Origin of the sequence: Parafrankia sp. FMc2 (genome assembly GCF_041008525.1) — a bacterium.
Taxonomy (GTDB): domain Bacteria; phylum Actinomycetota; class Actinomycetes; order Frankiales; family Frankiaceae; genus Parafrankia.
Window position 1 is genome coordinate 49,530 of the sequence record NZ_JBFLUG010000027.1, and the last position, 23,288, is coordinate 72,817.

At 71.9% G+C, this 23,288-nt stretch carries 19 protein-coding genes and 1 pseudogene; 8 read left to right on the plus strand and 12 right to left on the minus strand.

What is annotated here, in order from left to right:
* Positions 1 to 136 precede the first annotated feature (136 nt).
* Positions 137 to 1,297, plus strand: a complete 1,161-nt coding sequence (locus tag AB1460_RS12440) for a glycosyltransferase (RefSeq protein WP_368961228.1) — start codon at positions 137 to 139, stop codon at positions 1,295 to 1,297.
* Positions 1,298 to 1,353: 56 nt separating this feature from the next.
* Here the strand turns inward: AB1460_RS12440 and AB1460_RS12445 are convergent, their stop codons facing one another.
* A complete protein-coding gene (locus AB1460_RS12445; protein WP_368961229.1) occupies positions 1,354 to 1,626 on the minus strand; it encodes a hypothetical protein in 273 nt (90 codons plus the stop codon).
* A gap of 443 nt (positions 1,627 to 2,069) precedes the next feature.
* On the opposite strand from AB1460_RS12445, the gene AB1460_RS12450 reads away from it, so the two are divergent.
* Positions 2,070 to 2,768: a M50 family metallopeptidase gene (locus AB1460_RS12450; protein ID WP_368961231.1), complete on the plus strand. Its 699-nt coding sequence runs from the start codon at positions 2,070 to 2,072 to the stop codon at positions 2,766 to 2,768.
* 81 nt (positions 2,769 to 2,849) lie between these two features.
* Entirely contained in the window at positions 2,850 to 3,524 is a 675-nt protein-coding gene (locus AB1460_RS12455; RefSeq protein WP_368961233.1) for a class I SAM-dependent methyltransferase family protein, read from the plus strand.
* A gap of 105 nt (positions 3,525 to 3,629) precedes the next feature.
* On the opposite strand, the gene AB1460_RS12460 is transcribed toward AB1460_RS12455, so the two are convergent.
* The gene (locus AB1460_RS12460; RefSeq protein ID WP_368961234.1) at positions 3,630 to 4,103 is read right to left on the minus strand and encodes a TspO/MBR family protein; all 474 of its coding nucleotides are present in this window, start codon (positions 4,101 to 4,103) and stop codon (positions 3,630 to 3,632) included.
* A 419-nt stretch (positions 4,104 to 4,522) separates the two neighbouring features.
* Between AB1460_RS12460 and AB1460_RS38350 the strand changes: the two genes are divergently transcribed.
* On the plus strand, positions 4,523 to 4,852 hold the full coding sequence (locus tag AB1460_RS38350) for a hypothetical protein (protein ID WP_420497262.1): 330 nt from the start codon (positions 4,523 to 4,525) through the stop codon (positions 4,850 to 4,852).
* A 140-nt stretch (positions 4,853 to 4,992) separates the two neighbouring features.
* Positions 4,993 to 7,188: an RNA polymerase recycling motor ATPase HelR gene (gene helR, locus AB1460_RS12470; protein WP_368961235.1), complete on the plus strand. Its 2,196-nt coding sequence runs from the start codon at positions 4,993 to 4,995 to the stop codon at positions 7,186 to 7,188.
* On the opposite strand, the gene AB1460_RS12475 is transcribed toward helR, so the two are convergent.
* A complete protein-coding gene (locus tag AB1460_RS12475) occupies positions 7,169 to 8,230 on the minus strand; it encodes an AraC family transcriptional regulator (protein WP_368961237.1) in 1,062 nt (353 codons plus the stop codon). The genes helR and AB1460_RS12475 overlap by 20 nt on opposite strands.
* 45 nt (positions 8,231 to 8,275) lie before the next feature.
* On the opposite strand from AB1460_RS12475, the gene AB1460_RS12480 reads away from it, so the two are divergent.
* A complete protein-coding gene (locus AB1460_RS12480; protein ID WP_368961238.1) occupies positions 8,276 to 9,157 on the plus strand; it encodes an NAD(P)H-binding protein in 882 nt (293 codons plus the stop codon).
* 245 nt (positions 9,158 to 9,402) lie between these two features.
* The gene (locus tag AB1460_RS12485) at positions 9,403 to 11,388 is read left to right on the plus strand and encodes a pyruvate kinase (RefSeq protein ID WP_368961239.1); all 1,986 of its coding nucleotides are present in this window, start codon (positions 9,403 to 9,405) and stop codon (positions 11,386 to 11,388) included.
* Here AB1460_RS12485 and AB1460_RS12490 read toward each other — a convergent pair.
* From AB1460_RS12490 to AB1460_RS12520, 7 genes are all read right to left on the minus strand, one after another.
* Positions 11,344 to 14,391: an FAD-binding and (Fe-S)-binding domain-containing protein gene (locus tag AB1460_RS12490; RefSeq protein ID WP_368961240.1), complete on the minus strand. Its 3,048-nt coding sequence runs from the start codon at positions 14,389 to 14,391 to the stop codon at positions 11,344 to 11,346. The two genes, AB1460_RS12485 and AB1460_RS12490, sit on opposite strands and share 45 nt — an antisense overlap.
* 60 nt (positions 14,392 to 14,451) lie before the next feature.
* The gene (locus tag AB1460_RS12495; RefSeq protein WP_368961242.1) at positions 14,452 to 15,393 is read right to left on the minus strand and encodes an ABC transporter permease; all 942 of its coding nucleotides are present in this window, start codon (positions 15,391 to 15,393) and stop codon (positions 14,452 to 14,454) included.
* On the minus strand, positions 15,390 to 16,421 hold the full coding sequence (locus AB1460_RS12500) for an ATP-binding cassette domain-containing protein (RefSeq protein WP_368961243.1): 1,032 nt from the start codon (positions 16,419 to 16,421) through the stop codon (positions 15,390 to 15,392). Before AB1460_RS12500 ends, AB1460_RS12495 begins: the two co-directional genes overlap by 4 nt.
* Positions 16,422 to 16,639: 218 nt before the next feature.
* Positions 16,640 to 18,175, minus strand: coding sequence for a substrate-binding domain-containing protein (locus tag AB1460_RS12505; RefSeq protein ID WP_368961244.1), 1,536 nt, complete (start codon positions 18,173 to 18,175; stop codon positions 16,640 to 16,642).
* Positions 18,176 to 18,529: 354 nt separating this feature from the next.
* Positions 18,530 to 19,399 carry an SDR family oxidoreductase gene (locus AB1460_RS12510; RefSeq protein ID WP_368961245.1) on the minus strand — a complete coding sequence of 290 codons (870 nt, stop codon included), beginning with the start codon at positions 19,397 to 19,399 and terminating at the stop codon, positions 18,530 to 18,532.
* Between the two features lie 87 nt (positions 19,400 to 19,486).
* Positions 19,487 to 19,795, minus strand: a complete 309-nt coding sequence (locus tag AB1460_RS12515; RefSeq protein ID WP_368961246.1) for a transcriptional regulator — start codon at positions 19,793 to 19,795, stop codon at positions 19,487 to 19,489.
* Complete coding sequence (locus AB1460_RS12520) at positions 19,792 to 20,268, minus strand: hypothetical protein (protein ID WP_368961247.1); 477 nt, start codon at positions 20,266 to 20,268, stop codon at positions 19,792 to 19,794. Before AB1460_RS12520 ends, AB1460_RS12515 begins: the two co-directional genes overlap by 4 nt.
* A gap of 102 nt (positions 20,269 to 20,370) precedes the next feature.
* Between AB1460_RS12520 and AB1460_RS12525 the strand changes: the two genes are divergently transcribed.
* Complete coding sequence (locus AB1460_RS12525; RefSeq protein ID WP_368961248.1) at positions 20,371 to 21,375, plus strand: ADP-ribosylglycohydrolase family protein; 1,005 nt, start codon at positions 20,371 to 20,373, stop codon at positions 21,373 to 21,375.
* Between the two features lie 13 nt (positions 21,376 to 21,388).
* Here AB1460_RS12525 and AB1460_RS12530 read toward each other — a convergent pair whose 3' ends face one another.
* Together AB1460_RS12530 and AB1460_RS12535 are read right to left on the minus strand one after the other, a co-directional pair.
* Entirely contained in the window at positions 21,389 to 22,600 is a 1,212-nt protein-coding gene (locus AB1460_RS12530; RefSeq protein ID WP_368961254.1) for an ABC transporter substrate-binding protein, read from the minus strand.
* 37 nt (positions 22,601 to 22,637) lie between these two features.
* Positions 22,638 to 23,174, minus strand: a pseudogene (locus AB1460_RS12535) (IS5 family transposase); the annotation flags it as partial.
* Positions 23,175 to 23,288 lie beyond the last annotated feature (114 nt).

Below are 23,288 nucleotides of genomic sequence, written 5' to 3' on the forward strand. Positions count from 1 at the left end.
CATTCGGAGCGACCAATACTCACGCAGAGTAACGTCGCCGGCACTGTCTCGGCCCTTCCGGAGGGACCTGTGCGACTCGTCCAGTGATGGCCGTTTTCCGCAGGCCGGTCCACAGATCAGCGAGGAGGCCCGCCCCATGCACATTGTGACGGTGGTACCTGTTGTGGACGCGCGCCACGGCGGCGGCATCGGGGAGCGCGGACTGCAGCTCGCGTCAGGATTCGGTCGTCTGGGCGGCACCGACGTCAGCTCGGAGCTTCTGACGCTGGACCTCGGTCTCACCTCCGACCACAGAGACACGGCAGCCCCGGCGGTCATCACAGCACTGCCATGCCGAAACCGCAGGTACTACCTTCCCGGGAATCCCGCCATGGTCGCCGAACGGGTACGCGCGGCCGATGTCGTCCATCTGCTCAACCACTGGACCGTTCTCAACGTCATCGCCGCGCGGGCCGCTGTCCGCCATGGCATTCCGTACGTCTTCTCGCCCTGTGGCTCGCTGCCGATCCGAGGGCGCAGCCGGCTGACGAAGGGTTCCTACGACCTGGCTGTGGGCCGCCGGCTGGTCCGGCAGGCCGCGGGAGTCGTCGCGGTCACCGATGCCGAACGCGCCGACTTCGCGGCCCATCGGGTGGATCCCCGTGCTGTGATGGTCGTACCCAACGGGGTCTCGTCAACCGACCACGAAGAGGACACCGGCGGCGAGACACTCGCCCGGCACGGCCTTACCAGCGGCCGCTATGTGCTGTTCCTCGGGCGACTCAACTGGATCAAGGGAGTGGACCTGCTCGTCGAGGCGTTCCTGTCGGCGGTGCCGGCCGGATCCGGGTGGCGCTGCGCGATCGCCGGGCCCGACGAAGGGATGCTGGCCGGCCTCGCCGCGAAGGTGGCGGCGGCCGGCGCCGGCGACCAGGTCTGTTTCACCGGGATGGTCCGCGGCCCCGCACGCACCGAGCTGCTGCGCGGCGCGGCGCTGCTGGCGGTGCCGTCCCGGCATGAGGCGATGTCGATCGTCGCCCTGGAGGCCGGCATCAACGGCACCCCCGTTCTCCTCACCGACCGCTGCGGCTTCGACGAGGTCGAGCGCAGCGGGGGCGGCTGGGTCGTGCCGGCGACGACCGAGGCGCTCGCCGCCGGGCTGCGGGTGGCGCTGCGCGACCCGGACGAGCTCGGACGGCGCGGCAGGACCCTCCAGGAGCTGGTCTCCCGCGAGTACACCTGGGAGCGGGCGGCCCACAGCCACCTCCAGCTCTTCGACCAGGCCCTCGCAGGCCGCGGACGTCGGCAGACAAGCTGAACCCGGTCCCGGTCCCGGTCCCGGTCCCGGTCCGGTGCCGGCCCGCCGGCAGCCGGTCAGTCGCAGAGCTGCTTCCAGGTGGTGGCGCCGAGCCGCAGGGTGAACGTGACGCGGTGTCCGGCATCGTCGGTGAAGACGACCTGCGTCGGGCTCACCGGCGTCAGGGTGCCCAGCTGGTAGGGATTGCCCCAGCCGGCGGGCGGATTGACGTTGCCGTCATGCAGCGGCGGAACCAGCTCGTAGTAACTCTCCCGGTGACGTGCCTCGCTGATCCCGCAGTGGGTGTAAAGCCGGTACGGCTCCCCCGCTCCCGGGAATGTGGGGTTCACCGGCGACAGGAGCGTGGCCGGAGGTGCTGCCGGTGACGACCGCGCGGGCGGTGACGACGGCGCGGGCGGAAGTACCGCGGGTGCGGATTCCGCCGACGAGGAACAACCGCCGAGCGACACCGTCAGGCTGGCCGCCATCGCGGCGCCGGCTGCGCGGACGCGCGGACCTTTCCAGGTACAGGGGCGGGCGTACCTGGGAGACCGGGCGAATACGCGCATCTGTTCTTCCTCGTTCTCACAAGGGATCATCGGCCTTTGGACGCGGCGGAGGCCGCCCCGGTTCCGAGAGGCTCGCGGCCGAGTGCCTCAGCCCGCCGCCCCGACCCGGTGTGTCCGGGGATGAACGCGCGTCTTCTCGCCCGGTTCGGCGCTGATGCCGTCCTACTACGTTCTGTTCAGGGGCGCCGCGCGTGACGATGGCCGGGAGAGACGGGGGTCTCACCATGGATATCAGCCAGGCGCGGGTGGCGGCGACAGCCGTGCACCTGGCGCCGTCGTGGTCGACCGGGTTCGCCTCCGGGCTGTTCGCGCTTCTGCTGGTCGGCGCCCGGCCGTTGTGGAAGCACACCGGGCATCTCGACACGGCGGTACACGAGGGTGGGCACGCGTTGATGGCGTTCCTGTTCGACCGCATGTTCGTGACAGTCTGGCTCGAACGGAACCAGAGTGGGCTGACGCGCTACTGGGGACCGCCACGCGGGCCGGGGCGGCTGGTGATCGCCGCGGCCGGCTACACGGCCCCCTCGCTGTGCGGGGTCGGCGGCGCCGGGCTGCTCGCGGCCGGGAACGTCACCGCGGCGCTGGTTCTCGCCGGGCTGGCCACCGTCGGTCTGCTGCTGGTGGTCGAGAACGGCTTCGGTGTGCTGGTGGTCCTCGTCATGCTCGCGTTCGTGGCGCTGGTCGGCACCAGGGGATCCCCGGGGGTCCAGCTGTTCGTCGCCTGCACGGTGAGCTGGTTCCTGCTGTTCTCAGCCATCCGTTCGCTGGGCATTCTGCGGCGGGCCCGGCGCTTCTCCCGATCGTCCGACGCCGACATGCTGGCCGCGTCGACCCACCTGCCGGCGGCGCTGTGGGTGGCGGCCTTCTATCTCGTCGACCTCTACTGTCTGCTGGTCGGAAGCCGACTGCTGATCGGTGGCTGAGTGCCCTGCGAAGGCCTGGAACCCCGATGGTGATGAGCATCCCAGGCCCGTACTGGACCGGCCGAGGTGAAGGATACACAGATGGAGGGTTCTGGTTCTGCTCCCGAACGCCACTGGGTCGACTGGCACCGGCAGTACGACGTCGCGGGGTCGTCCCTGCACCGGCGCCTCGCTCTCGTCCAGCGGCGCATCCGGCAGACGCTGGACGCGCAGCCAGCGGGAGAGATCCGCGTGCTGAGCATGTGTGCCGGCCAGGGCCGGGACATTCTCGGCGTACTCGCTGATCATCCACGTCGCGACGATGTGCGGGCCCGACTGGTGGAGCTCGACCCCGCACTCGCCGCCGACGCCGGGCACGAAGCGCGTTCCGCCGGGTTGGGCGGGGTCGAGGTCGTGGTCGGCGACGCTTCGGGCACCGGCATGTACGAGGGCGTCGCACCGGCGCACCTCGCTCTGGTCTGCGGGGTGTTCGGAAACCTCGGCGACGCCGACGTGCGGCACACCATCGAGCAGCTGCGCAGACTGTGCGAACCCGGCGCGACTGTGATCTGGACGCGTCATCGCCGTTCACCTGATCTCACTCCCTCCATACGTTCCTGGTTCGCCGAAGCGGGATTCGAGGAGGTGGGCTTCGACGGCGAGGACGGTTTTCTGATCGGTGTCGGAACCCATCGGCTGGTCGGACCGACGTTGCCTTACCTGCCGGACATTCGGCTCTTCGACTTCGTCGGCGACGGCGAGGATGCCCATCGGTGAGCACGAACCCGTCGACCGCCGCCGGGTGTCCGGAGGACGCTTCGGGACGCGTCACGCTCCCGAGCACTCGGAGAGGCCGCGTGGCGCCTCACGTCCGTGGCGCTCTCAGCGGCCGGGGTTGCGGACGGCGATCGCGGCGTTCAGCGCGGTGGCGAAGCCGGTCCAGGCGAGGTACGGCAACAGGGCCGCCCCGGCGAGACGATCGGCTCGCCAGGCCCTGAGCAGGAGGGCGACATTGGCCGCGTCCAGGACGACGATCTCCGCGAGCGCGAGGCGAGGGCGCCGGGCTCGGAAGAACAGCGGCGTCCAGGCCGCGTTCAGGGCGAGATCGATCCCGTATGTTCGCCAGAGCCGCTGGCGCTGGTCATCGCCGGTGCTGGTGTCCAGCGCCTGGGCAGAGGCGAGGGCAATCATGGCGTAGAGCGGTGTCCAGACAGCGGGAAACGCTGCGCGGGGCGGCTGCCAGGCGGGTTTGTCCAGCGACAGGTACCAGGCCGAGTCAGGGCTTGTCGCGACTGCGCCGACGCCGGCGGCCACCACTGATGCCAGGCTCGTCCTGGCCAAGGTCAGGCTCCTCATTCTGCTCTGGTACCCGCTGGAGCGAGGCTTGCCCGTGGGCCGGCCCGCAGTCACGATCCGCACGAGGGCACAAGATCGGCTCCCAGGGCCTGCACCGGGAAGGACGTCTCCGGCAACGGGCTGAGATGCGCTGACCTTGGTGGCCGTCATTCCGACCGTTTCCCGTAGCACCAAAACGGCGCATCAAACGAAACAGGGAAATCTTACTAGCCTGGAAATGCCCACCCGCGGGAATTCCGTGCGACCGAGGATACTGTTCACCCGGAAATTTTATGCTTCTACAGATGACGTCGACGAGAGAGGCGAGCCACTCTCGTCCACTTCTAAGATATAGCAGGCCAGGGGGCTTGCGTCAAGACCCGGGTCGTACCTCAGAATCGCTGGCCGGGGCCGGAACCTAGGGAAACGGGAATCGCTTAATGCGGGTGTTGTTGTCGACGTACGGATCGCGCGGTGACGTCGAGCCGACCGCGGGGCGCGGGGCGCGCGGCGCGGACGTACGGGTGTGCGCGCCGTCCGACGAGGAGTTCGCGCAGTGGCTGGCGGACATCGGCGTGCCACTCGCGCCGCCCGGTCCGTACGGTCCGTACGGACCGGCTCCGACTGTCGCGTCGCTGGCGGGCACACTCAGGACGGCTCTGGTTCCCAAGGCCCGTGCACGAGCGGCCGCCGTGGCCGGCAGGATCCGTACTGGCGGGGCGTCGGTGGCGGCGACGCTGTTGCTGGACATCGTCAACAGGGAAAGGTGACCTGAACCCCCAACGACCACGGCTCCACACCGGGCGAAGCGCTGCTCGCCATGGTTACTGGCCCGCCACGTTCGTCACGCCGGTCCAGGCGCCCTGCTGTGCGCAACGGCTGCCAGCGACCTCACAACGGAGCTCATCACGTGAATCCCCTGACCACCAGCGCGTTCGACCTTCCCGAGCGCCTTGCAGCCAAGGCCGAGCCGGCGCTGATCGCCGCCGACGAGCAGCACTTCGCCGCCATCGCGGAGACGCTCGAGCAGTCGATCGCCGACCTGTCCGACCGTCTCGACATCGCGCGCAGGGCTCCCGGCGGCGCGGGCCAGCAGGCGTTGGACCGTGACCAGGAGGTCTACCGGCTGACCGCCCGCCTGCGCACCCTGCGTCGTTTCGGTCTGGACCTGTGCCTCGGCCACATGGTCGGCGCAGCCAGCACTGACGGCACTGACGGCACGACCAGCGGGTTCGGCTCCGAGCCCCTGTACGTCGGGCGGATCGGCCTGACGGACGGTGCGGGGCGGCGGCTGCTGCTCGACTGGCGCTCCCCCGCCGCCGAGCCGTTCTTCGGCGCGACGCACGCGAACCCGATGGGCCTGGCGAGCCGCCGACGGTACCGCTGGACCCGCGGACGGATCAGCGACTACTGGGACGAGGTGTTCGCCTCGGACGGGTTCGAGGGGCATGCCGCGCTCGACGACCAGTCCGCGTTCATCGCCAGCCTGGGCAGCAGCCGGTCGCCCCGGATGCGGGACGTGCTCGGCACCATCCAGACCGACCAGGACGCCATCATCCGCGCGGGGTCCGACGGCGCGCTGGTCGTCGACGGCGGGCCGGGTACGGGCAAGACGGTCGTCGCCCTGCACCGCTCCGCCTACCTGCTCTACTCCGACCCCCGGCTCGGCCACCGCCGGGGCGGGCTGCTGTTCGTCGGCCCCCATCAGCACTACCTGGCCTACGTCGCCGACGTCCTGCCCAGCCTCGGCGAGGAGGGTGTGCAGACCTGCACGCTGCGGGACCTGGTGGCGGAGGGAGCCGCGGCGAAGGTCGAGACCGATCCGGACGTGGCCCGCCTGAAGTCGTCCGCGAAGCTGGTGCGGGCAGTCGAGGCGGCCGTCCGATTCTACGAGGAGCCCCCCGCCCGGGGGATGACGGTCGCCACCCACTGGAACGACATCCCGCTGAGCGCCGATGACTGGGCCGAGGCCTTCGACGCGCCGGATCCCGACGTCCCGCACAACGAGGCGCGGGACGTCGTCCTGGAGGAGCTGCTCACGATCCTCGTGGACAGGCATGGCGGGGACGCCCCGGAGCAGCTGCTGCGCAGGTCGCTGCTGCGGAACAAGGCTCTGCTCACGGCGTTCAACAACGCCTGGCCGCTGGTCGAGGCGGCCGACCTTGTCAGTGACCTGTGGTCGGTACCCGCCTACCTGCGCCGGTGCGCTCCGTGGCTTGCTCCGGAGGACCTCCGGAAGCTGCAGCGTCCGCAGGCGCAGGCGAAGGCCTGGACGGTGTCCGACCTGCCGATCCTGGACGCGGCGCGACAGCGGCTCGGCGACCCGGAGGTGGCGCGGCGCAGGCGCCGGCACACCGCCTCCGTCGCCGCCGAACGCGAGCGCATGTCCCGGGTGATCGACAACCTGCTCGCGTCCGACGAGGACGGCGAGGGGGCGATCACGATGCTGCACGGCCAGGACCTGCAGGACGCCCTCGTCGACGAGAGCGCGCTGCCCAGAACCGACCCGGATCTGCTCGCCGGCCCGTTCGCGCACATCGTCGTGGACGAGGCGCAGGAGCTGACTGACGCCGAGTGGCAGATGCTGCTGCTGCGCTGCCCGTCCCGCAGCTTCACCATCGTCGGGGACCGGGCGCAGGCGAGGCACGGGTTCACCGAGTCGTGGCGGGAACGGCTCGGGCGTGCCGGCCTCGACCGGATCACCCTGACGTCGCTGAGCATCAACTACCGGACGCCGGAAGAGGTGATGACGGAAGCCGAGCCGGTCATCCGCGCCGCGCTCCCGGACGCCAACGTGCCGACGTCCATCCGCAGCAGCGGCATCCCCGTCGTACGCGGTTCCACCTCGGAGCTGGGCTCGATCCTCGACGACTGGCTCGCCGCGCACGCCGACGGGATCGCCTGCGTCATCGGCGACTCCACGTTCGAGGGGACGTCCCGCGTGCGGTCGCTGACGCCGGAGCTGTCGAAGGGGCTCGAGTTCGACCTGGTCGTCCTCGTCGACCCGCAGACGTTCGGCACCGGCATCGAGGGCGCCGTCGACCGCTATGTCGCGATGACCCGCGCAACCCGGCAACTCGTCATCCTCACGAGCCCGAGTGCCTGAGCCACAGTGACCCGTGGCAGGCCGGACGGTTCGGTGGTGTTGCGGATGGCGACTCGGGGGGTGTCGGCGGCCTGCCGCATTCGTCCGATCCAGCCGTTTCGGTACGGAGAGCGAAGCTGGTGCGATGCTCAGTGGGGGTTATGCCCCGGAGGCGCTTGAAGGCGACGCTGAGCGCGAACGCGTTGGCGTAGCCGACTTTTCTGGCGATCGAGGCGACAGTTGCGTCGGTTTCGCGTAGGAGGTCGGCGGCCAGGGCGATGCGCCAACCGATCAGGTAACCCATCGGGGGTTCGCCAACCTCGGCAACGAAGCGGCGGGCCAGGGCGGCGCGGGAGACTCCGCTCCTGGCCGCGAGTTCCGCGACCGTCCAGGGGTGGGCCGGGTTCCTGTGCATGAGGCGGAGGGCGAAGGCAACGACGGAGTCGCTCGTGGTCCGGCACCACATTGCGTGGTTGTTCTGCGGATGGTCGAACCAGGCACGCAAGGTCGAGACGAGGACGAGATCCAGTAGACGGTCCAGGACGACCTGCTGCCCCGGTTTGTCCAAGGCGGTTTCCCGGGCCACGGCCTCCATCATCGGCTGCTCGAGCGCCACCTCCTTGATGACCAGGAGACGGGGCAGCGCGTCGAGCAGGCCTTCGCTGATGCCGGCCGTGCCCTCGTAGGCGCCGCTGAGCAGCAGGGCGGACCCTGTTTCGGTGACGCCGCAGGTCCGCGGGCCCAGCCCGATGCTCTCACGCACGCGTGCGCGGGCTGTGCGGGCGCAGTACTCCGCGCTGGTGATCACCCGTTGTGGTGAGGCGGACGGGTTGTCGGTCACCGTGTAGGGCTCGGGGCCGCTGATGACGGCGATATCCCCCGGTCCGATCGCCACCGGGTCGTTGCCGGCGGAGACGAGCCACGCCCGGCTGTGCAGCATGGTGACCAGACTCAGCTGGGCACCGCTCGTGTAGCGCAGGGACCAGCCCGCAGTCAGGACGGTCTGAGTGATCAGGGACCCCCGTGCCCGCACCCCGCCCAACAGATCTGTCAGCGTGTCCACCCAGCCGAATATAGACGCACAGAAATCGAAACGAGCGTTGGAGACATGGTTTGGATCTCGAGCGCAGGCTTGACTGGCCGTATGAATGAGCATCCGATTCTGGTCACCGGCGGCACCGGAAAATCCGGTAGCCGAGTTGTATCCATGCTCAGAAACAAGGGCGTTCGGGTTCGGGTGGGGTCGAGGTCAGGCGAGCCACCCTTCGACTGGACCGACCGCAACACCTGGGACGCCGCGCTGGAATCGGTGGAGAAGGTATACGTCGTCCCGTTCGACGGTGAGGTTCTGACGCGTCCGTTCGTCCAACGATGCCAGGAACGTGGGGTCAGGCGGCTCGTGCTGCTGTCCGGGCGCGGCATCGACGTTCCCGGATACGCGGGCGAGAACAGTGCCGCGGGTAAGACTCACGTCGACGGTGAGGCCGCCGTCCGCGCCTGCCGTCTCGAATGGACGATCCTGCGGCCTGCCTGGTTCGCGCAGAACTTCAGCGAGGGCTTCTTCCTGGACGCGGTGCGTTCCGGCGAGTTGCGCCTGCCCGCCAGCCATGGCGCGGTGACCTTCATCGACGCTGAGGACATCGCCGCGGTCGCGGTCACGGCCCTCACCGAAAACGGCCACGCCGGCATGACCTACGAGCTGTCCGGCCCCCGCGCGGTGACGATCGCCGAGGCAGCGGCCACAATCTCACAGGCCACCGGCCGCACCGTCCGCTACGTGCCCATATCACCGGAGGACTTCGTCGCCGAACTCGTCGCGCAGGGTTGGCCTCAGCGCGCCGCCGAGGACTATGCCGACTCAGTCGGCCCGATCCGACGCGGCATGGACAGCCACATCTCCGACGGCGTGCAACGCGCGCTGGGCCACCCGCCCCGCGACTTCAGCGATTTCGCGAGAAACGCCGCGGCTGCCGGGAGCTGGCCGAGCTGACTCCCCGTCGGCACACCGCATTCGGCCTCGCACCGGGCCGGAACTACTCAGGAATAGAGCGAGGTCGACTCGATCTGCTGGCGCCGTTCGACGGCTACGATTCCGCGCTGAGGCGCCTGATGGAACGGGCCGGGATGGATTCCCGTTCTCGGTGACCGCACCGGCCTGCCCCGCCGGGCGTCCAGGCCTGAAACCTGGGTAGGCCCTGCCTCGCAGGCTGTGACCAGGTGAAGGGCGGGGCGGGCGTGACGGCGGCGAGCGAGGCGAGGCGGGGCGAGCGGACGGAGCCGGCCGGCGAGCGGGCAGGCCAGGCGGAACGGCGGGCCGACGAGGCTGGGGAGCTGTTGCTCGACGAGCTGACGGACATCCTGGCCGACCTGCGGCGGGCGGAGCGGGCCCGGAGCGCGGACGTCGAGGGGGTGCACCCGCGGCACCGGCGCAGTGCCCGGAACATGGTGCACTACCTGGCTCTACGGGGCCGGGACCTGCGGCCGGTGCAGGAGGAGCTCGCGCGGCGCGGGCTGTCCTCGCTGGGGCGGTGTGAGCCGTGCGTCGAGGCCACGCTGCGGGCGGTGGTGGACGTCCTGCGTGGTCAGCTGCGGCCGGGCAGTCCCGCCGAGGCCGTGGACGGCGACCGGGTGCCGACCTACGACGAGGGCTGGGACCGGATCGAGGCGAACGCCGGCGAGCTGCTGGGGCCGCCGCCGCCCCGGCACGGCGTCCGGATCATGGTCACGTTGCCGAGCGAGGCCGCGACCGACGCCGCCCTGGTGCATCGGCTCGTCGCCCGCGGGATGAACGTGGCGCGGATCAACACCGCCCATGACGGCCCGCGGGAGTGGCGGGCGATGGCCGCCCATGTCCGGGCGGCCGCCCAGGAGCTGGACCGGACCTGTCTGGTGTCGGTGGACCTTGCCGGCCCGAAGGTCCGGACCGGTCCGCTCGACCCGGGGCCGCAGGTCGTGCGCCTGCGGCCGGTGCGTGACCTGCGGGGGGTGGCGGTCACGCCAGCCACGGCCGAGCTGGTCGCGGTGCCCGACGGGGAGCGTGATGCGGTCGACGCGCCCGTGGCGGACTCGCGCGACGGGGTGGTGCGGGTGCCGGTGCTCGGAGCGGGCGACTGGCTGGCCCGGCTGCGCGTCGGTGACGAGCTCACCCTGCGGGACGCCCGTTCGTCCCGGCGCCGACTGCGGGTCGTGGCGGTGGGTTCGGGCCCTGCGGAGCATCCGACGGTCACCGTCGAGGCGAGGAAGACGACCTATCTGGAGACCGGGCTCGAACTGCGGCATGACGACGAGCGGTGCTCGGTGGGTTCGCTGCCGCGCCGGGCGCCCCACCACCTGGTGCGGCAGGGGGACGTCCTGCGGCTGACCCGCGACCTGTCGCCGCGGGCGGCCCGGCCCGGGGGAACGGGTGCCGACGATCCGGCTGGGCCGGCGTCGATGGGCTGTACCTTCCCGGCGGTTTTCGACGCCGTCCGTCCCCAGGATCCGGTCTCGCTGGACGACGGGAAGATCGCCGGCGTCGTCGAGGCCGTGGATCCCGAGGGCATCGACGTCCGGGTGCTGCGTGCCTCGGGCCGCGGCGCGAAGCTGCGTGCCGACAAGGGCGTGAACCTGCCCGAGACCCGGCTCCCCCACGAGGGGCTGACCGACGACGACCGGGACGCGCTGGCGGTGGCCGTGGAGATCGCCGATCTGGTCGCGATCTCGTTCGTGCGCAGTGCCGTCGACGTCGAGCAGGCGCTGGAGGCGATCAGCGCGGCCGGGCGGGGGGACGACCTCGGCGTGGTCCTCAAGATCGAGACCACCGAGGGGTTCGCGAACCTGCCCGATCTGCTGCTGGCGGCGCTGCGGGCTCCGCTCGCCGGTGTGATGATCGCGCGCGGGGACCTGGCGGTGGAGGGCGGCTACCAGCGGCTCGCCGAGCTGCAGGAGGAGATCCTCTGGCTCGCCGCCGCCGCGCATGTGCCGACCATCTGGGCGACGGAGGTCCTGGACACGCTGGCGAAGACCGGAACGCCGGCGCGGGCGGAGATCACCGACGCGGCGATGGGGCAGCGCGCGGAATGCGTGATGTTGAACAAGGGCCCGCACATCGACGAGGCGATCACCGCGCTCGACGACATTCTGGGCCGGATGGCCGGGCACCAGCAGAAGAAGACCCCGCTGCTGCGTCCGCTGCGATCATGGCTCGGCTTCGGCTCCGCCACCCACCATCGGCGCGCCTGAACCCGACTCACCGCCGACCACGCCCTGGACCAGGCCCTCGCCCACGCCGGGTAGCCCTCGGCACGGCCGCCGGCCGCCCGCCGCGCGGTCAGCCGCCAGGGCTGGGGTCGGGACTGGGTCAGGGCTGGGGTCGGGGCTGAGCAGTTCGGCCAGGTGGAGCGCGCGGCGGCCGCGCAGGTCGGCGATCTGGGTGCGGCAGGAGAACCCGTCCGCGAGGACGACCGCTCCCGGCGCGGCGTCCAGGCCGGGGAGGAGATGCTGGCCGGCGACCGACACCGACACCTCGTGATGCCCGATCTCCACGCCGAAGTTGCCGGCCAGCCCGCAGCAACCGTTCAGTGTCGTGACCTGCGCGCCTGCGCGTTCGAGCAGCGCCCGGTCGGCCGCCCAGCCGAGTACCGCGTGGTGGTGGCAGTGCGGCTGGGCGATGACGGTGGTGCCGGTCAGGTCGGGGGGCGCCCAGGCCGGCGTGGCGGTCAGCAGCTCGGCCACCGTGCGGGTGGCGGCGGCGACGAGCCGGGCGTCCTCGGCGTGGTCGGTCCGGCCGAGCAGCTCGACGGCGTCCGCTCGCAGCACGGCGGTGCAGGACGGTTCGATGCCCACGATGGGGATGCCGGCGCGGGCGCCGGCCGCCAGTTCCGCGACGGTGCGGCCGAGGACGCGTCGGGCGGTGTCGAGCTGGCCGGTGGTGATCCAGGTCAGACCGCAGCAGGCACCCGCGGACGGGATCCGCGGCTGGTAGCCCGCCGCCCGCAGCACGCGCACGACCGCCCGGGCCGCCGACGGCGTGAAGTGGTCGGAGAACGTGTCGACGAACACCATCACCGGGATGCCGGCACCCGGCCCGGCGGCGACCTCGGGCTCGCCCACGTGCTGGGCGGCCCACCAGCGGCGGAACGGGGTCGGCGCGAACGCCGGCACGGTGCGGCGCCGGTCCACCCCGGCCAGGAACAGCCCGAGCCGGCCGAGGACCGGGAGTGTCGGCAGTGTGTTCGCCAGCCGCGGTGCCCGCCCGGCGAGCCGCGCCCACCGGGGCAGCCAGCCGAGGGTGTAGTGCGACCGTGGCCGCAGCCCGAGCCGGTACCCGGGCCGCAGCCGGCCCCGGCGCCGGTACTTCTGGTGCAGTGCCTCCGCCTTGTACATCGCCATGTCGATGCCGGTCGGGCAGTCCGACGCGCACCCCTTGCACGCCAGACACAGGTCGAGTGCGTCGTGGACGTCGGGCGCCCGCCAGTCCAGGTCGCCGCGGACGACGTCCTGCAGCACCCGGGCCCGGCCGCGGGTGGAGTCCTTCTCCTCCCGGGTGGCGAGGTAGGACGGGCACATCACGCCACCACCGGTGCGGGTGTCGGCCCGGCACCGGCCCACCCCGGTGCAGCGGTGGACGGCCTCCGCCAGGTCGCCGCCGTCGTGCGGGTAGGCGAAGGCGAGGTCCCGGCGGTAGGTGACGCCGGCCATCCGCACGTCGGCGTCGAACGGATCGGGGTCGGTCAGCACCCCGGGGTTGAGCCGGTTGTCCGGGTCGAAGGCGTGCTTGACCTCGCCGAACAGGCGGATCGCGTCGGCCGAGTACATCCGGGCGAGCAGCTCGCCGCGGGCCCGCCCGTCGCCGTGCTCACCCGAGATCGACCCGCCGAACTCCGCCACCAGCCCGGCGGCGGCCGTCAGGAACTCCCGCAGGACCCGCAGCCCGTCGGGGCGGTCGAACGGGAAGTCGAGCCGCACGTGCATGCACCCGTCCCCGAAGTGCCCGTACGGGGCACAGGTCAGCCCGTACGCGGCGACGAGCTCGTCGAAACGCGCGAGGTAGGCGCCCAGCCGCTGCGGGGGGACCGCCGCGTCCTCCAGCCCCGGCCAGGCCGGGCGCCCGGACGGTGCCCGCCCCGCCAGCCCCGCGCCGTCCTCGCGGATGCGCCACAGGCGGGCCTGCTCGGCGGGGTCGGTCACGATCCGGGCCTGCGTTCCGAGGCCGGCCGCGGCGAGCGCGCCGGCCCGGTCGAGCACCTCGGCGTGGTCGTCGCCCGCGACCTCGACGAACAGCCAGGCGGCCCCCCGGGGCAGTGGCGGGACCGCCGTGTCACCGCGCCGGCCGCGCAGGACGTCGACCAGCCGCTGGTCCATCCCCTCGCACGCCGTGGGGCCGAACGCCACGACCGCCGGTGCCGCCTCGCCGGCCCGCACGATGTCGGCGAAACCGATCGCGACCACCACCCGGTGTCCGGGATCCTTCACCAGCCGCACCGTGGCCTGGGTCAGCAGACCGAGCGTGCCCTCGGAGCCGACGAGCGCCCGGCCCAGGTCGAACCGCTCCGGCAGCAGATGCGCCGCGGCGTACCCGCTCAGTTGGCGGCCGAAGGTGTCGAACTCGGTGCGGGCCGCGGCGAGATGCCGGCCGGCCGCGGCGCGCAGGTCGGCCAGCAGCCGCGCGGGTCCGTCGACGACCGGCGCGCCGGCGGCGTCGTACCCGGTGCGCAGTGTCTCCCCCGACGCCAGCAGGTGGGTCATCGCCACCACATTGTCGCTGGTGCGGCCGTAGCCGAGGGCCCGGTTGCCGCAGGCGTTGTTGCCGATCATGCCGCCGACGGTGCACCGCGAGTGGCTGGACGGGTCGGGCCCGAACCGCAGCCCGAGCGGCAGCGCCGCCCGCTGCAGCACCGCATGCACCGTGCCGGGCTCGACGACGGCGGTGCGGGTGTCGGCGTCGATCTCCAGCACCCGGCCGAGGTGGCGGCTGAAGTCGAGCACGATGCCCCGGCCGATCGCGTTGCCCGCGATGGACGTGCCGGCGCCCCGGGCAGTGATCCCGACACCGAACGCACGGGCGGTGTCCAGGGCGCGGGCGACGTCGTCGACGTGCCGCGGGCGCACGACGGCCAGCGGCGGGATGCGGTACAGCGACGCGTCCGTGGCATACATCGCCCTGGTGCCGGGGTCGTCGCGGACCTCCAGCCCAACCGCCCGCAGCGCCGCGGGGACACCGGCGCGCTCATCGGAGTCCGTCATACCCACCATGCTGCGCGGTCGCCTGACCGCATGCTGCGCAGTCGCCTGACCGCCCCCGCGTCAGCGCCGGGCGTAGAGGCGCATCGTGATCGGGGCGAAGACGACAACGAGAATCGCGCACCACAGGAACACCCACCCGAGCTGGCCCGCGGTGACGGTGTCGTGCATCAGCCCGCGCACGGCGGTCACGAGATGGCTGATCGGGTTGACGTCGACCGCCGCCTGCAGCCAGCCGGGCATGGTCTCGGGATCGACGTAGATGTTGCTCCCGAAGGTCAGGGGGAACAGCACCATCATGCTGGCGCCCATCACGGCGTTGGGAGTCCGCATGACCAGGCCGAGAATGTTCCACACCCAGGCCAGGCTGAAGGCGAACAGCAGCAGGAGCAGCACCCCCAGCACCACACCGACCACACCGCCGTCCGGGCGGAAGCCGATCGCCAGACCGAGGCAGATCACCAGCACGGCGGCAACCGCGTAGCGGACGGCGTCGCCGAGCATCATGCCGACCAGGGCGGCCGGCCGCCAGACGGGCAGTGACCGGATCCGGTCGAAGACGCCCTTGGTGATGTCGGTGTTCAGGCCGACCCCGGTGTACATCGTGATCATGATGACGGTCGCGACCAGGATTCCGGGGAGGAAGAACTGGATGTACTCGTCGGTCGAGCCCGCCAGCGCTCCACCGAACAGGTAGCTGAACATCAGGGTCATCATGATCGGGAAGGCTGTGACATCGAAGAGCTGTTCCGGGACGTGCTTGATCCGCAGCAGCGCCCGCCAGCCGAACGTCACGCAGGCCGAGAGCGCGCTCGGTCGCGCCGGCCGGCTGCGCAGCGTCAGGGCCGCCCGCACCCGCTCGTCGATGCCGCCGGCCGGGGTGCGCGGCTCCGGAGTGGCGGACGGTGTGGCCACCGCGGCGGCCGGATCCGCCACGGCACCGGTCGAGGCAGCACTTCCTGTGGCGGCCTCGGTCGAGGTGGCGTTGGTCGAGGCGGTGGTCATGCGACAGGCTCCTTCGTCGTCGCGGAGGCGGTAGGCAGACCGGCGCCGGCGGCTCCGGAACGGTCGCCCGGCCCTCCGTCCGCATCGGCGGGGTGGCCGGTGAGGGCCAGGAAGACCTCGTCCAGACTGGGCTGGCCGAGGGCGAACTCGGTGATCTCGAACCCGGAGCGGGCGAGCTCGGTCAGCCCGCGGGCGACGAGCTCGGCGTCCGAGACGGTCGCGGCGAGCGCGACCGGGTCGGAGGCCAGCTCGACCGGCACCCCGAGCACCGCCGTCAGCAGCCGCGCCGCCTCCGGCCTGCGCTCGGCGTCGCGCAGCCGGACGTGCACGGCGCCGCCGCCGACCCGGGCCTTCAGGTCGCCGGAGGTTCCCTCGGCGATCACCCGGCCGTGCTCGATCACCGCGATCCGGTCGGCCAGCTGGTCGGCCTCGTCGAGGTACTGGGTGGTGAGCAGCACCGTCGTGCCACCCGCGACGAGTGCGCGCACGATGTCCCACACCTGGTTGCGGCTGCGTGGGTCGAGGCCGGTGGTCGGCTCGTCCAGGAACAGCAGGTCGGGGGAGACGATGATGCTGGCGGCGATGTCGAGGCGGCGCCGCATCCCGCCGGAGTAGGTCTTCACCTGGCGGCCGGCGGCCTCGGTCAGGTCGAACGCCGTCAGCAGCTCGGTGGCCCGTTCCCGCGCGCCCGACCGGCTGAAGCCGAGCAGGCGGGCCAACAGGATCATGTTCTCCGTACCGGTGATGTCCTCGTCGAGCGAGGCGAACTGGCCGGTCAGGCTCACCCGGGCGCGGATGGCGTCGGCCTCGCGCACCACGTCGTGCCCGAGCACCCGCACCGTGCCGGCATCCGGCGCGAGCAGGGTGGCCAGGATGCGAATCGTCGTCGTCTTGCCGGCGCCGTTCGGCCCCAGCACGCCGTACACGCCGCCGGCGGGGACGGCCAGATCCACCCCGTCGACGGCACGCGTCTTCCCGAACGTTTTCACCAGGCCGGCCACCTCAATGGCCAGGCGGTTGTCTGACATGACCTCGTTGCTCCTGCCGTCGCCTGCGGTCTGGGACCAGGCGCGGGCCCGCGCGGCGGAGCTCCGCCGCGCCGGACTCGCGCCGGCCCCCGAAGCATGCGCGACGGGACCGACAGTTTTCGCCTCCACCCGGCGGAGGATCGGCGCGCAACCGCGTGCGCGCCCGGCCTGGTGCCGGCACCAGCATGCGGGGCCGGCGGAAGGCCGTCCACCTGTTTTCAGGGCTCCTGGCAGCGCCGGAGGCCCTCCGGGCTGTAGCAGGGAAGGTGCCCCTGTTCCTTCATGAGGCCCTGGCCCGCGCCCTGCGTCAGGTAGGTGAGGAAGCTGGAGACGAGAGAGTCCGCGGCCGGTCGACCGTAGGTGAAGGCGTACTCGATCTCCGCGAAGGGATAGGAGCTGCGGCCGATCTCCTCGATCGACGGCGCCTGCCCGTCCAGGCTCACGGTGTGCAGGCCGGTGACGGTCGTGGCGGTGCGCAGCTCGCTGTAGCCGATGGCTCCCGGCAGGCGGGCCACGGTTCGCAGGACCCGGTCGGTGCTGTCGAGCTCGCAGCGGATGACCGTGTCGTGCGGCGAGTTCCGGTGTTCGCAGTCCAGCGAGCTGAAGGCGGGCTCACCGCGCCCGTCCAGGACGCGTCGCCGGAACAGGTCGCGCGTGCCGGAGTTGGCATCCCGGCTCACGAGCCGGATCGGGAGACGGGGGCCACCGAGCTCGCTCCAGTCGGCGACGTCCCCCCGGTAGATACGGCGCAGCTGATCGAGGGAGAGATCGGTGATGGGCACGTCGTCGTTCAGCACGACCGCGAAGGCGGAGACGGCGACCCGGTCACCCTCCAGGTTCGGGTCGAGATCTGATCCGGCACCGTCGCGGATGGCGATCACCGGCGGCACGCCGTTCGCGGCCTCCCCGGCGTCCACAAGTTTCTGGATCCCCTCGTTGCTGCCGCGCGCGTCCACCGTGACCGTCGAACCTGGGCAGTCCGCCTCGTACCGGGCCGCAATCCGCTGGATGACCGGCGCGAAGGCGGTCGAGCCGTTCACCGTGAGAGTCCCGGTCGCGCATCCGATGGGCCCAGGGGCGTCCCCGCGCACGACGATGATGGTCGCCAGCACGGTCACGCACACGGTGAGCAACACGGTGATCAGGCGGGCGGCCCGGCTGAACAGCGGCAGTTTGTCGTCGACGGTCGTGCTCCGGTTGGGGACCACGGCGCCCTCCCGGATCCCGCCGCCAACCCGCACTGCGTCGCCGACACTCCCGCCGGTGAGCAGGACGAGCAGTTTGTAGTGCTGACCGCGGTTGAGCGGGACCTTCGGGAGGTAGATCGTGTTGCTGCTGTCCCGCATTACCCACGACGGCACGAAGTGTTCCATCAGGTGCTCGGCGTCGGGCTGGGTGACAGTGACAGCCACCCCGCGGACAATGCGGCCGGTGAAGACGACGGTGAGTCCGTGCAGGTCGCGGCTGGTGTAGTCGGTGTCGGCGACGCTCTCGGCGCCGTCGTTCTCGACCCGCAGCAGGACGAGCGTGGCGTCCGCCATGTCGGGAAGGTCGTTGAACAGGCCGAGCCGGATATCCGCCTGCCCCGCGCCGCTGCGGTTGTCGCTGCCCACCGGCAGGTCCATCTGGACCCGGTAGCCGATGCGCCGGCGGCGCGGCACCCGCCGCTCGTACCAGACGACCGCGAAGGACGCGGCGATACCGAGCATCGCGGTCAGGACGGCCACGGAGTTCTCGGCACTCAGCCAGCCCACGCCTCAGTTCACTCCCGTGTTTCCGCACAACCGACCCGTCGGATCATCAAGGTAGGGGTTTCCGCGGAGCCGGAAGCAGTGCGGTTCGGGCGGACATCAGAAGTTCGTCGTGAGTTCATTCCGCCAGCCGGTGCCGGGCAGGAAGCCGACGTGGGACGGGCCGCCCGACGCGGGGCCATCCGACGCGGGGCCATCCGCACATGTTCGAGGGTTCGGTGGAGCCGACCGGCGGGGTGCCGCTGCCGACCGGATTCACGGTCCGGTTCGCGCCGAGCCGAATCCCAGAATCATCAGGCAGATACCGAGGGGGACGAGCAGAACGATTCCCACCCGGGCCACGGCGGACCCCGGGTGTTACTCCGCCGGGTAGGCCGGACCGCCGCGTCGCAGCAGCTCGGCGAAGGAGGTCGCCGGGCGGCCGGCCAGCGCCGGGATGTCGTCCGTGACGGCGGCGAGCTCACCGGCGGCGATCGCCGTGTAGGTCGAGACCCAGGCGTCGACCTGCCAGCCGGGCGCGCCGTGGACGGCTCGGGAGGCGTACGCCTCGGCGACCGTTTCGGGCCGGTAGGTGATGGGGCGCCCGGTGGTCTCGGCGAGCAGCGCGGCCACGTCGTGGAGGGTGGGCGCCTCCGGGCCGGTCAGCGAGTAGGTCGCGCCGGCGTGCGAGGCGGGTTCGCGCAGTACGGCCACGGCGGCGTCGGCGATGTCGTCCTGGGCCACGGCCGCGACGTGCCCGTCCGCCGCCGGCCCGCGGATGACGTCGTCCGGCCCGACCAGCGCGGGCAGGAAGTCGGCGTAGAGATTGTCACGCAGGACGGTGAATCGCAGCCCGGAGCCGCGCAGGTACCGTTCGGTTGCCGCGTGGTCCCGCCCCAGGGTGAAGGTGCAGTCCGGTGCCGCCCCGTAGAACGAGAGGTAGACCAGGTGCTCGACGCCGGCCGCGGCCGCCGCGTCGATGAACGCGGTGTGCTGGGCGACCCGGTCAGGAGCCTCCGCGGCGGAGACCATCAGGACCGTCGCCACTCCCGCCAGCGCCGCGCGGGCCGCTTCGGGCTCGCTGAACGCGGCCCGGGCGACCGTCGCCGCCGGGAGCTGTGGCGCCCGCGCCGGATCCCGGACCACCAGCCGCTGGGCGACACCCGCCGCGGCGAGCCGGCGCGCGACCCTGCCACCGAGGCGCCCGGAGGCACCGGTGACCGCGATCAGCTCCGGACCGGCGCTCATCGCGCCGCGGAGGCGGGCTGCGGGAGAGGTGCTGCTGTCGACGCCACCAGCCGACGCTATCAACGCCGGTGCCGACGGCCGCCGCACTCAAAGGGTTTCGGACACGTCCGCGGCGGCGACGATCTCGCGCAGGGCGGCCACGTGCGCCCGGAAGGCCACCCGGCCTTCCGAGGTCAGCCGGGCCCGGACCCGTCGGCGCTGCCCGCTCGTCTCACGGTCGAGGTGGACGTACCCGACGTCCTGCAGGGTGGACAGTTGTTTCGACAGCGCCGAGTCCGACAGCGAGAGCTGGTCGCGGATGTAGGCGAACTCGACCCAGTCAGCGGCGGCGAGCAGCGCGACGACGGAGAGCCGGGTACCCGGATGGATGACCTCGTCGAACCGCGCCTCGGTCACGGGGCGCCGGCCACGCGCGCGGCGCGCCGGAACCGCGCGATCAGCATCGGCCCGCCCAGCAGCACGATGACCGCGGCGAGCACACTCGCACCGGTCGCCGGGTGGCCGCTCCCGTCGGCGGACAGCGCGAACGCGGCCCCGACCGTCACGCCGGTCAGCAGCACGAGGCCGCCAAGCACCGCGACCGTGACGCGACCACCCGCGACCTCGGCCCGGACGCTGAGCTCGCCGCTGCCGTGCCGCCCGCTCACCACCCGCGGCGCGACACCGGCGTGCAGCGCGCCGAACAGCAGCGTCGCCGTCGACGTCACCCATGGGTTCCCCAGGTCGCCGAGGATGCCGAGCACCACCCAGCCGGCCGCGACGAACCACCAGTACCAGGCCGGGACGGCGATCCGCTCCACCACGCTCAGCCGGCCGCGTTCGACCGCCGCGAGGGCGGCACGCGCCTCCTGCGCGGACACCTCATCCATCACCTACTCCTTTCCTGGTAGGAAACTCACGTTAGAGTTTCCTACCAGGAAAGTCAATCCGCGAGAATCCGACCCCGGAGAACGGCGAGACTCGGAGAGACGATGACAACCACTCCCCCGCCCCGGCCGACGGCCCCGGCCCGGACCTCGGCATCGCCGGCCGCGCTCCAGCGTGTGCGTGGCGCGTTGCTCGGGCTGGCCGCAGGCGACGCCCTCGGCGCCACGCTGGAGTTCATGGCGCCCGAGGAGATCCGGGCCCGCCACGGCGTCCACACGGAGATCACCGGCGGCGGCCCGTTCGGCTGGCGCCCCGGCCAGGGAACCGACGACACCGACCTGACCATCGCCGTCGCCCGCACCTACGCCGAGGGCTACCAGCTCCCGACGCTCGCGGAGCACTTCCTGCGCTGGTACCGCGGCCGGCCCCGCGACATCGGCCGGATGACCGAGTCCTCCCTGAAACGCATCGCCCGGGGGGAGGAACCGCTCGCCGCCGGTGCCGCCGCCCTGGTCGCGGCCGGGGGTGGCGGCGCCGGCAACGGAAGCCTCATGCGCGCCCTTCCCACCGGCCTGGCCCGCGCCCACCCGCCCACGTGCTCCCGCGAGTCAGTCGAGATCAGCGCGGTCACCCATGCCGACCCGCGCTGCGTGCACGCCTGCGTCGCCTACACCGCGATCGTCTCCGCGCTGATCGACGGCGCGCCGGCCCGCGCCGCACTCCGGGCCGGCTGCGACGCCGTCCCGCCCGTGCGGCACCGCGAGGTCGACGCCGCCCTCGCCACCCCCGCCGCGACCCGGCTCGACAGCCTTCCCACCAGCGGCTACGTCATTCACTCCCTGGCCACGGCGGTCTGGGCACTCCAGCAGTCGGCGCCGCTGGGCGACCTCCTCGTCGCGGTGGTCAACCGCGGCGACGACGCCGACACCACCGGCGCGATCACCGGCGGCCTGCTCGGCGCCCGGGACGGCGCGGACGCCGTCCCGGACCGCTGGGTCCACACGCTGGAGTACGCCCCGGAGATCGACCGGCTCGCCCCGGCACTGCTCGCCCTGCGCGACCGCCCTCCGGCCATCCTCGATCAGGAAGATCGCGGCGAAGGGGCCTGACGGGCTGCTGGGGTCAGTCCTCGATCGGGGTCACGCCGACCGCCTCGTACGTGGTGGGCTCACCCTTGTCGTTCAGGGTGGTGAGGAGCCCGCCGCGGGCGCACTCGGCCGGGGTGGCCGGGTAGGCCTTGCCGTTGCAGCGGAAACGCAGGCCGGTGGCGCCGGGCAGGTCCTTCTCCGGCATCCCCTTGATCGCGGCGGTGACGGTGGCGGGGGTGATCTCGCCGGTGAGGTCCTCCAGCGCGGTGTGGAACGCGGAGAAGGTGATGAACATGGCGGCGGCACCGGCCTCGGTGACGTTGATGTCCTTGTCGTAGGTGTCGACCACGGCGTTGAAGACGCGGATCGCCGGATCGTCGGAGCCGATCGGGGCGGTCGCCGTGATGGTCATGCCCTCCAGGAAGTCACCGGGCACCGCCTCGCGGGTCGCGTCGGTGATGCAGTGGGCGATGGCCGCCAGCGGGCCGTCGTAGCCGACCGAGCGCAGCCCGTTGAACGCGCTGATGCAGAAGGCGTCGCTGCCGACCACCTGGACGATGCCGGGGTCGCCGTCGACGATGCGCTGCACCTGCGGGGTCATGTCGGCCGTGCCCGCCGGGATCTGGATGACATCCAGCTCGATGCCCTCGCGCTGGAACATGGGCCGGGTGACCTGGTAGAGGCCGGTGGTGACGGGCAGGTCGATCGCGATGACCGTGACCTTCTTGGCGCCCTCGTCCCTGGCGACCTGGACCGGGAGCGTGACGAGCGGGAAGAACTGGTCGCTGAGGATGAAGGTCGACTCCGGGTCGCCCAGCGAGCCGGCGCCGTTGGCGGTGTAGAACATCACCGGCACATGCGCGGCGTGCAGCGGCTCCCAGATCTGCTCGCCGGCCCCGGAGGAGCCGACGACGACGGCGACGACCTCCTCCTCGATCATGCGGTTGGCGCAGTCCGTCGCCTTGGCCGGGTCGGCCAGGGCCTCGCACTGGACGAGTTCGATGGGGCGGCCGGCGATGCCGGAACGGTGCTCGTTGAGGAAACTGGCAGTCGCTTCGGCGACCTTGAACTCGTAGGAGAGGTCCGCGGCGGGACCCTGGCCGTCCGAGACGATCCCGATCCGGACCGGTTCACCCGATGTCGGGGTGGCCGGGCCCAGGGCCGCCTCGGCCGCGGTGGTTCCGCCCGTGGCCGGGCCCTCCTCGTCGTCGCTGCCGCAGCCGGCGAGGAAGATGCTCGCGGCCAGCGCACCGAGCGCCCCTAGGGCCTGTTCTGGGTTCGGATCATCGGGTTGGGAGGCTGCGGAGCCAGAGAACGGACCCGCGTAGGTGGAGTCCCGCGGCGTAGCTTTCGGGGGTCTTGTCGTAGCGAGTGGCCAGGCCCCGCCACTCCTTGATCCTGTTGATGCCACGTTCCACGGTGTTGCGATCCTTGTAGAGCGTGGCGTCGTGGCTGACCGGGCGGCCACCGGCGCTGCCGCGCTTTTTGCGGTTGGCTGCCTGGTCGGCCTTCTCCGGGATCACCGCCTGGATCTTCCGTGTGCGCAGGTGGGCGCGGTTGGCGCGGGAGGAGTACGCCTTGTCGCCGGCGACCGCGTCCGGCCGGGTCCTGGGGCGGCCTACCGGCCCACGCACCTTGATCTTCTTCAGGACCGGGAGGAAACGCGGGCTGTCCGCGGCCTGTCCGGGGGTGAGGATCAGGGACAGCGGGCGGCAGCGCCGGTCGGTCGCGAGGTGCACCTTGCTGGTCAGCCCGCCCCGGGAGCGTCCCAGCTCGGCGGCTTTCAACCGGGCCCTGCGGCGTCGGCGTACCGCGCGGCGCCGTCCCTGTTCGGCTTCTTCTCCGTCCTCGGGCACCTCGGTCACAGGGTCGTTTTGTCCGGTTTCTGGAGCCCCTTTTCCTCCTCCAGGGCCTTCGCCATGTCCTCCAGGAGG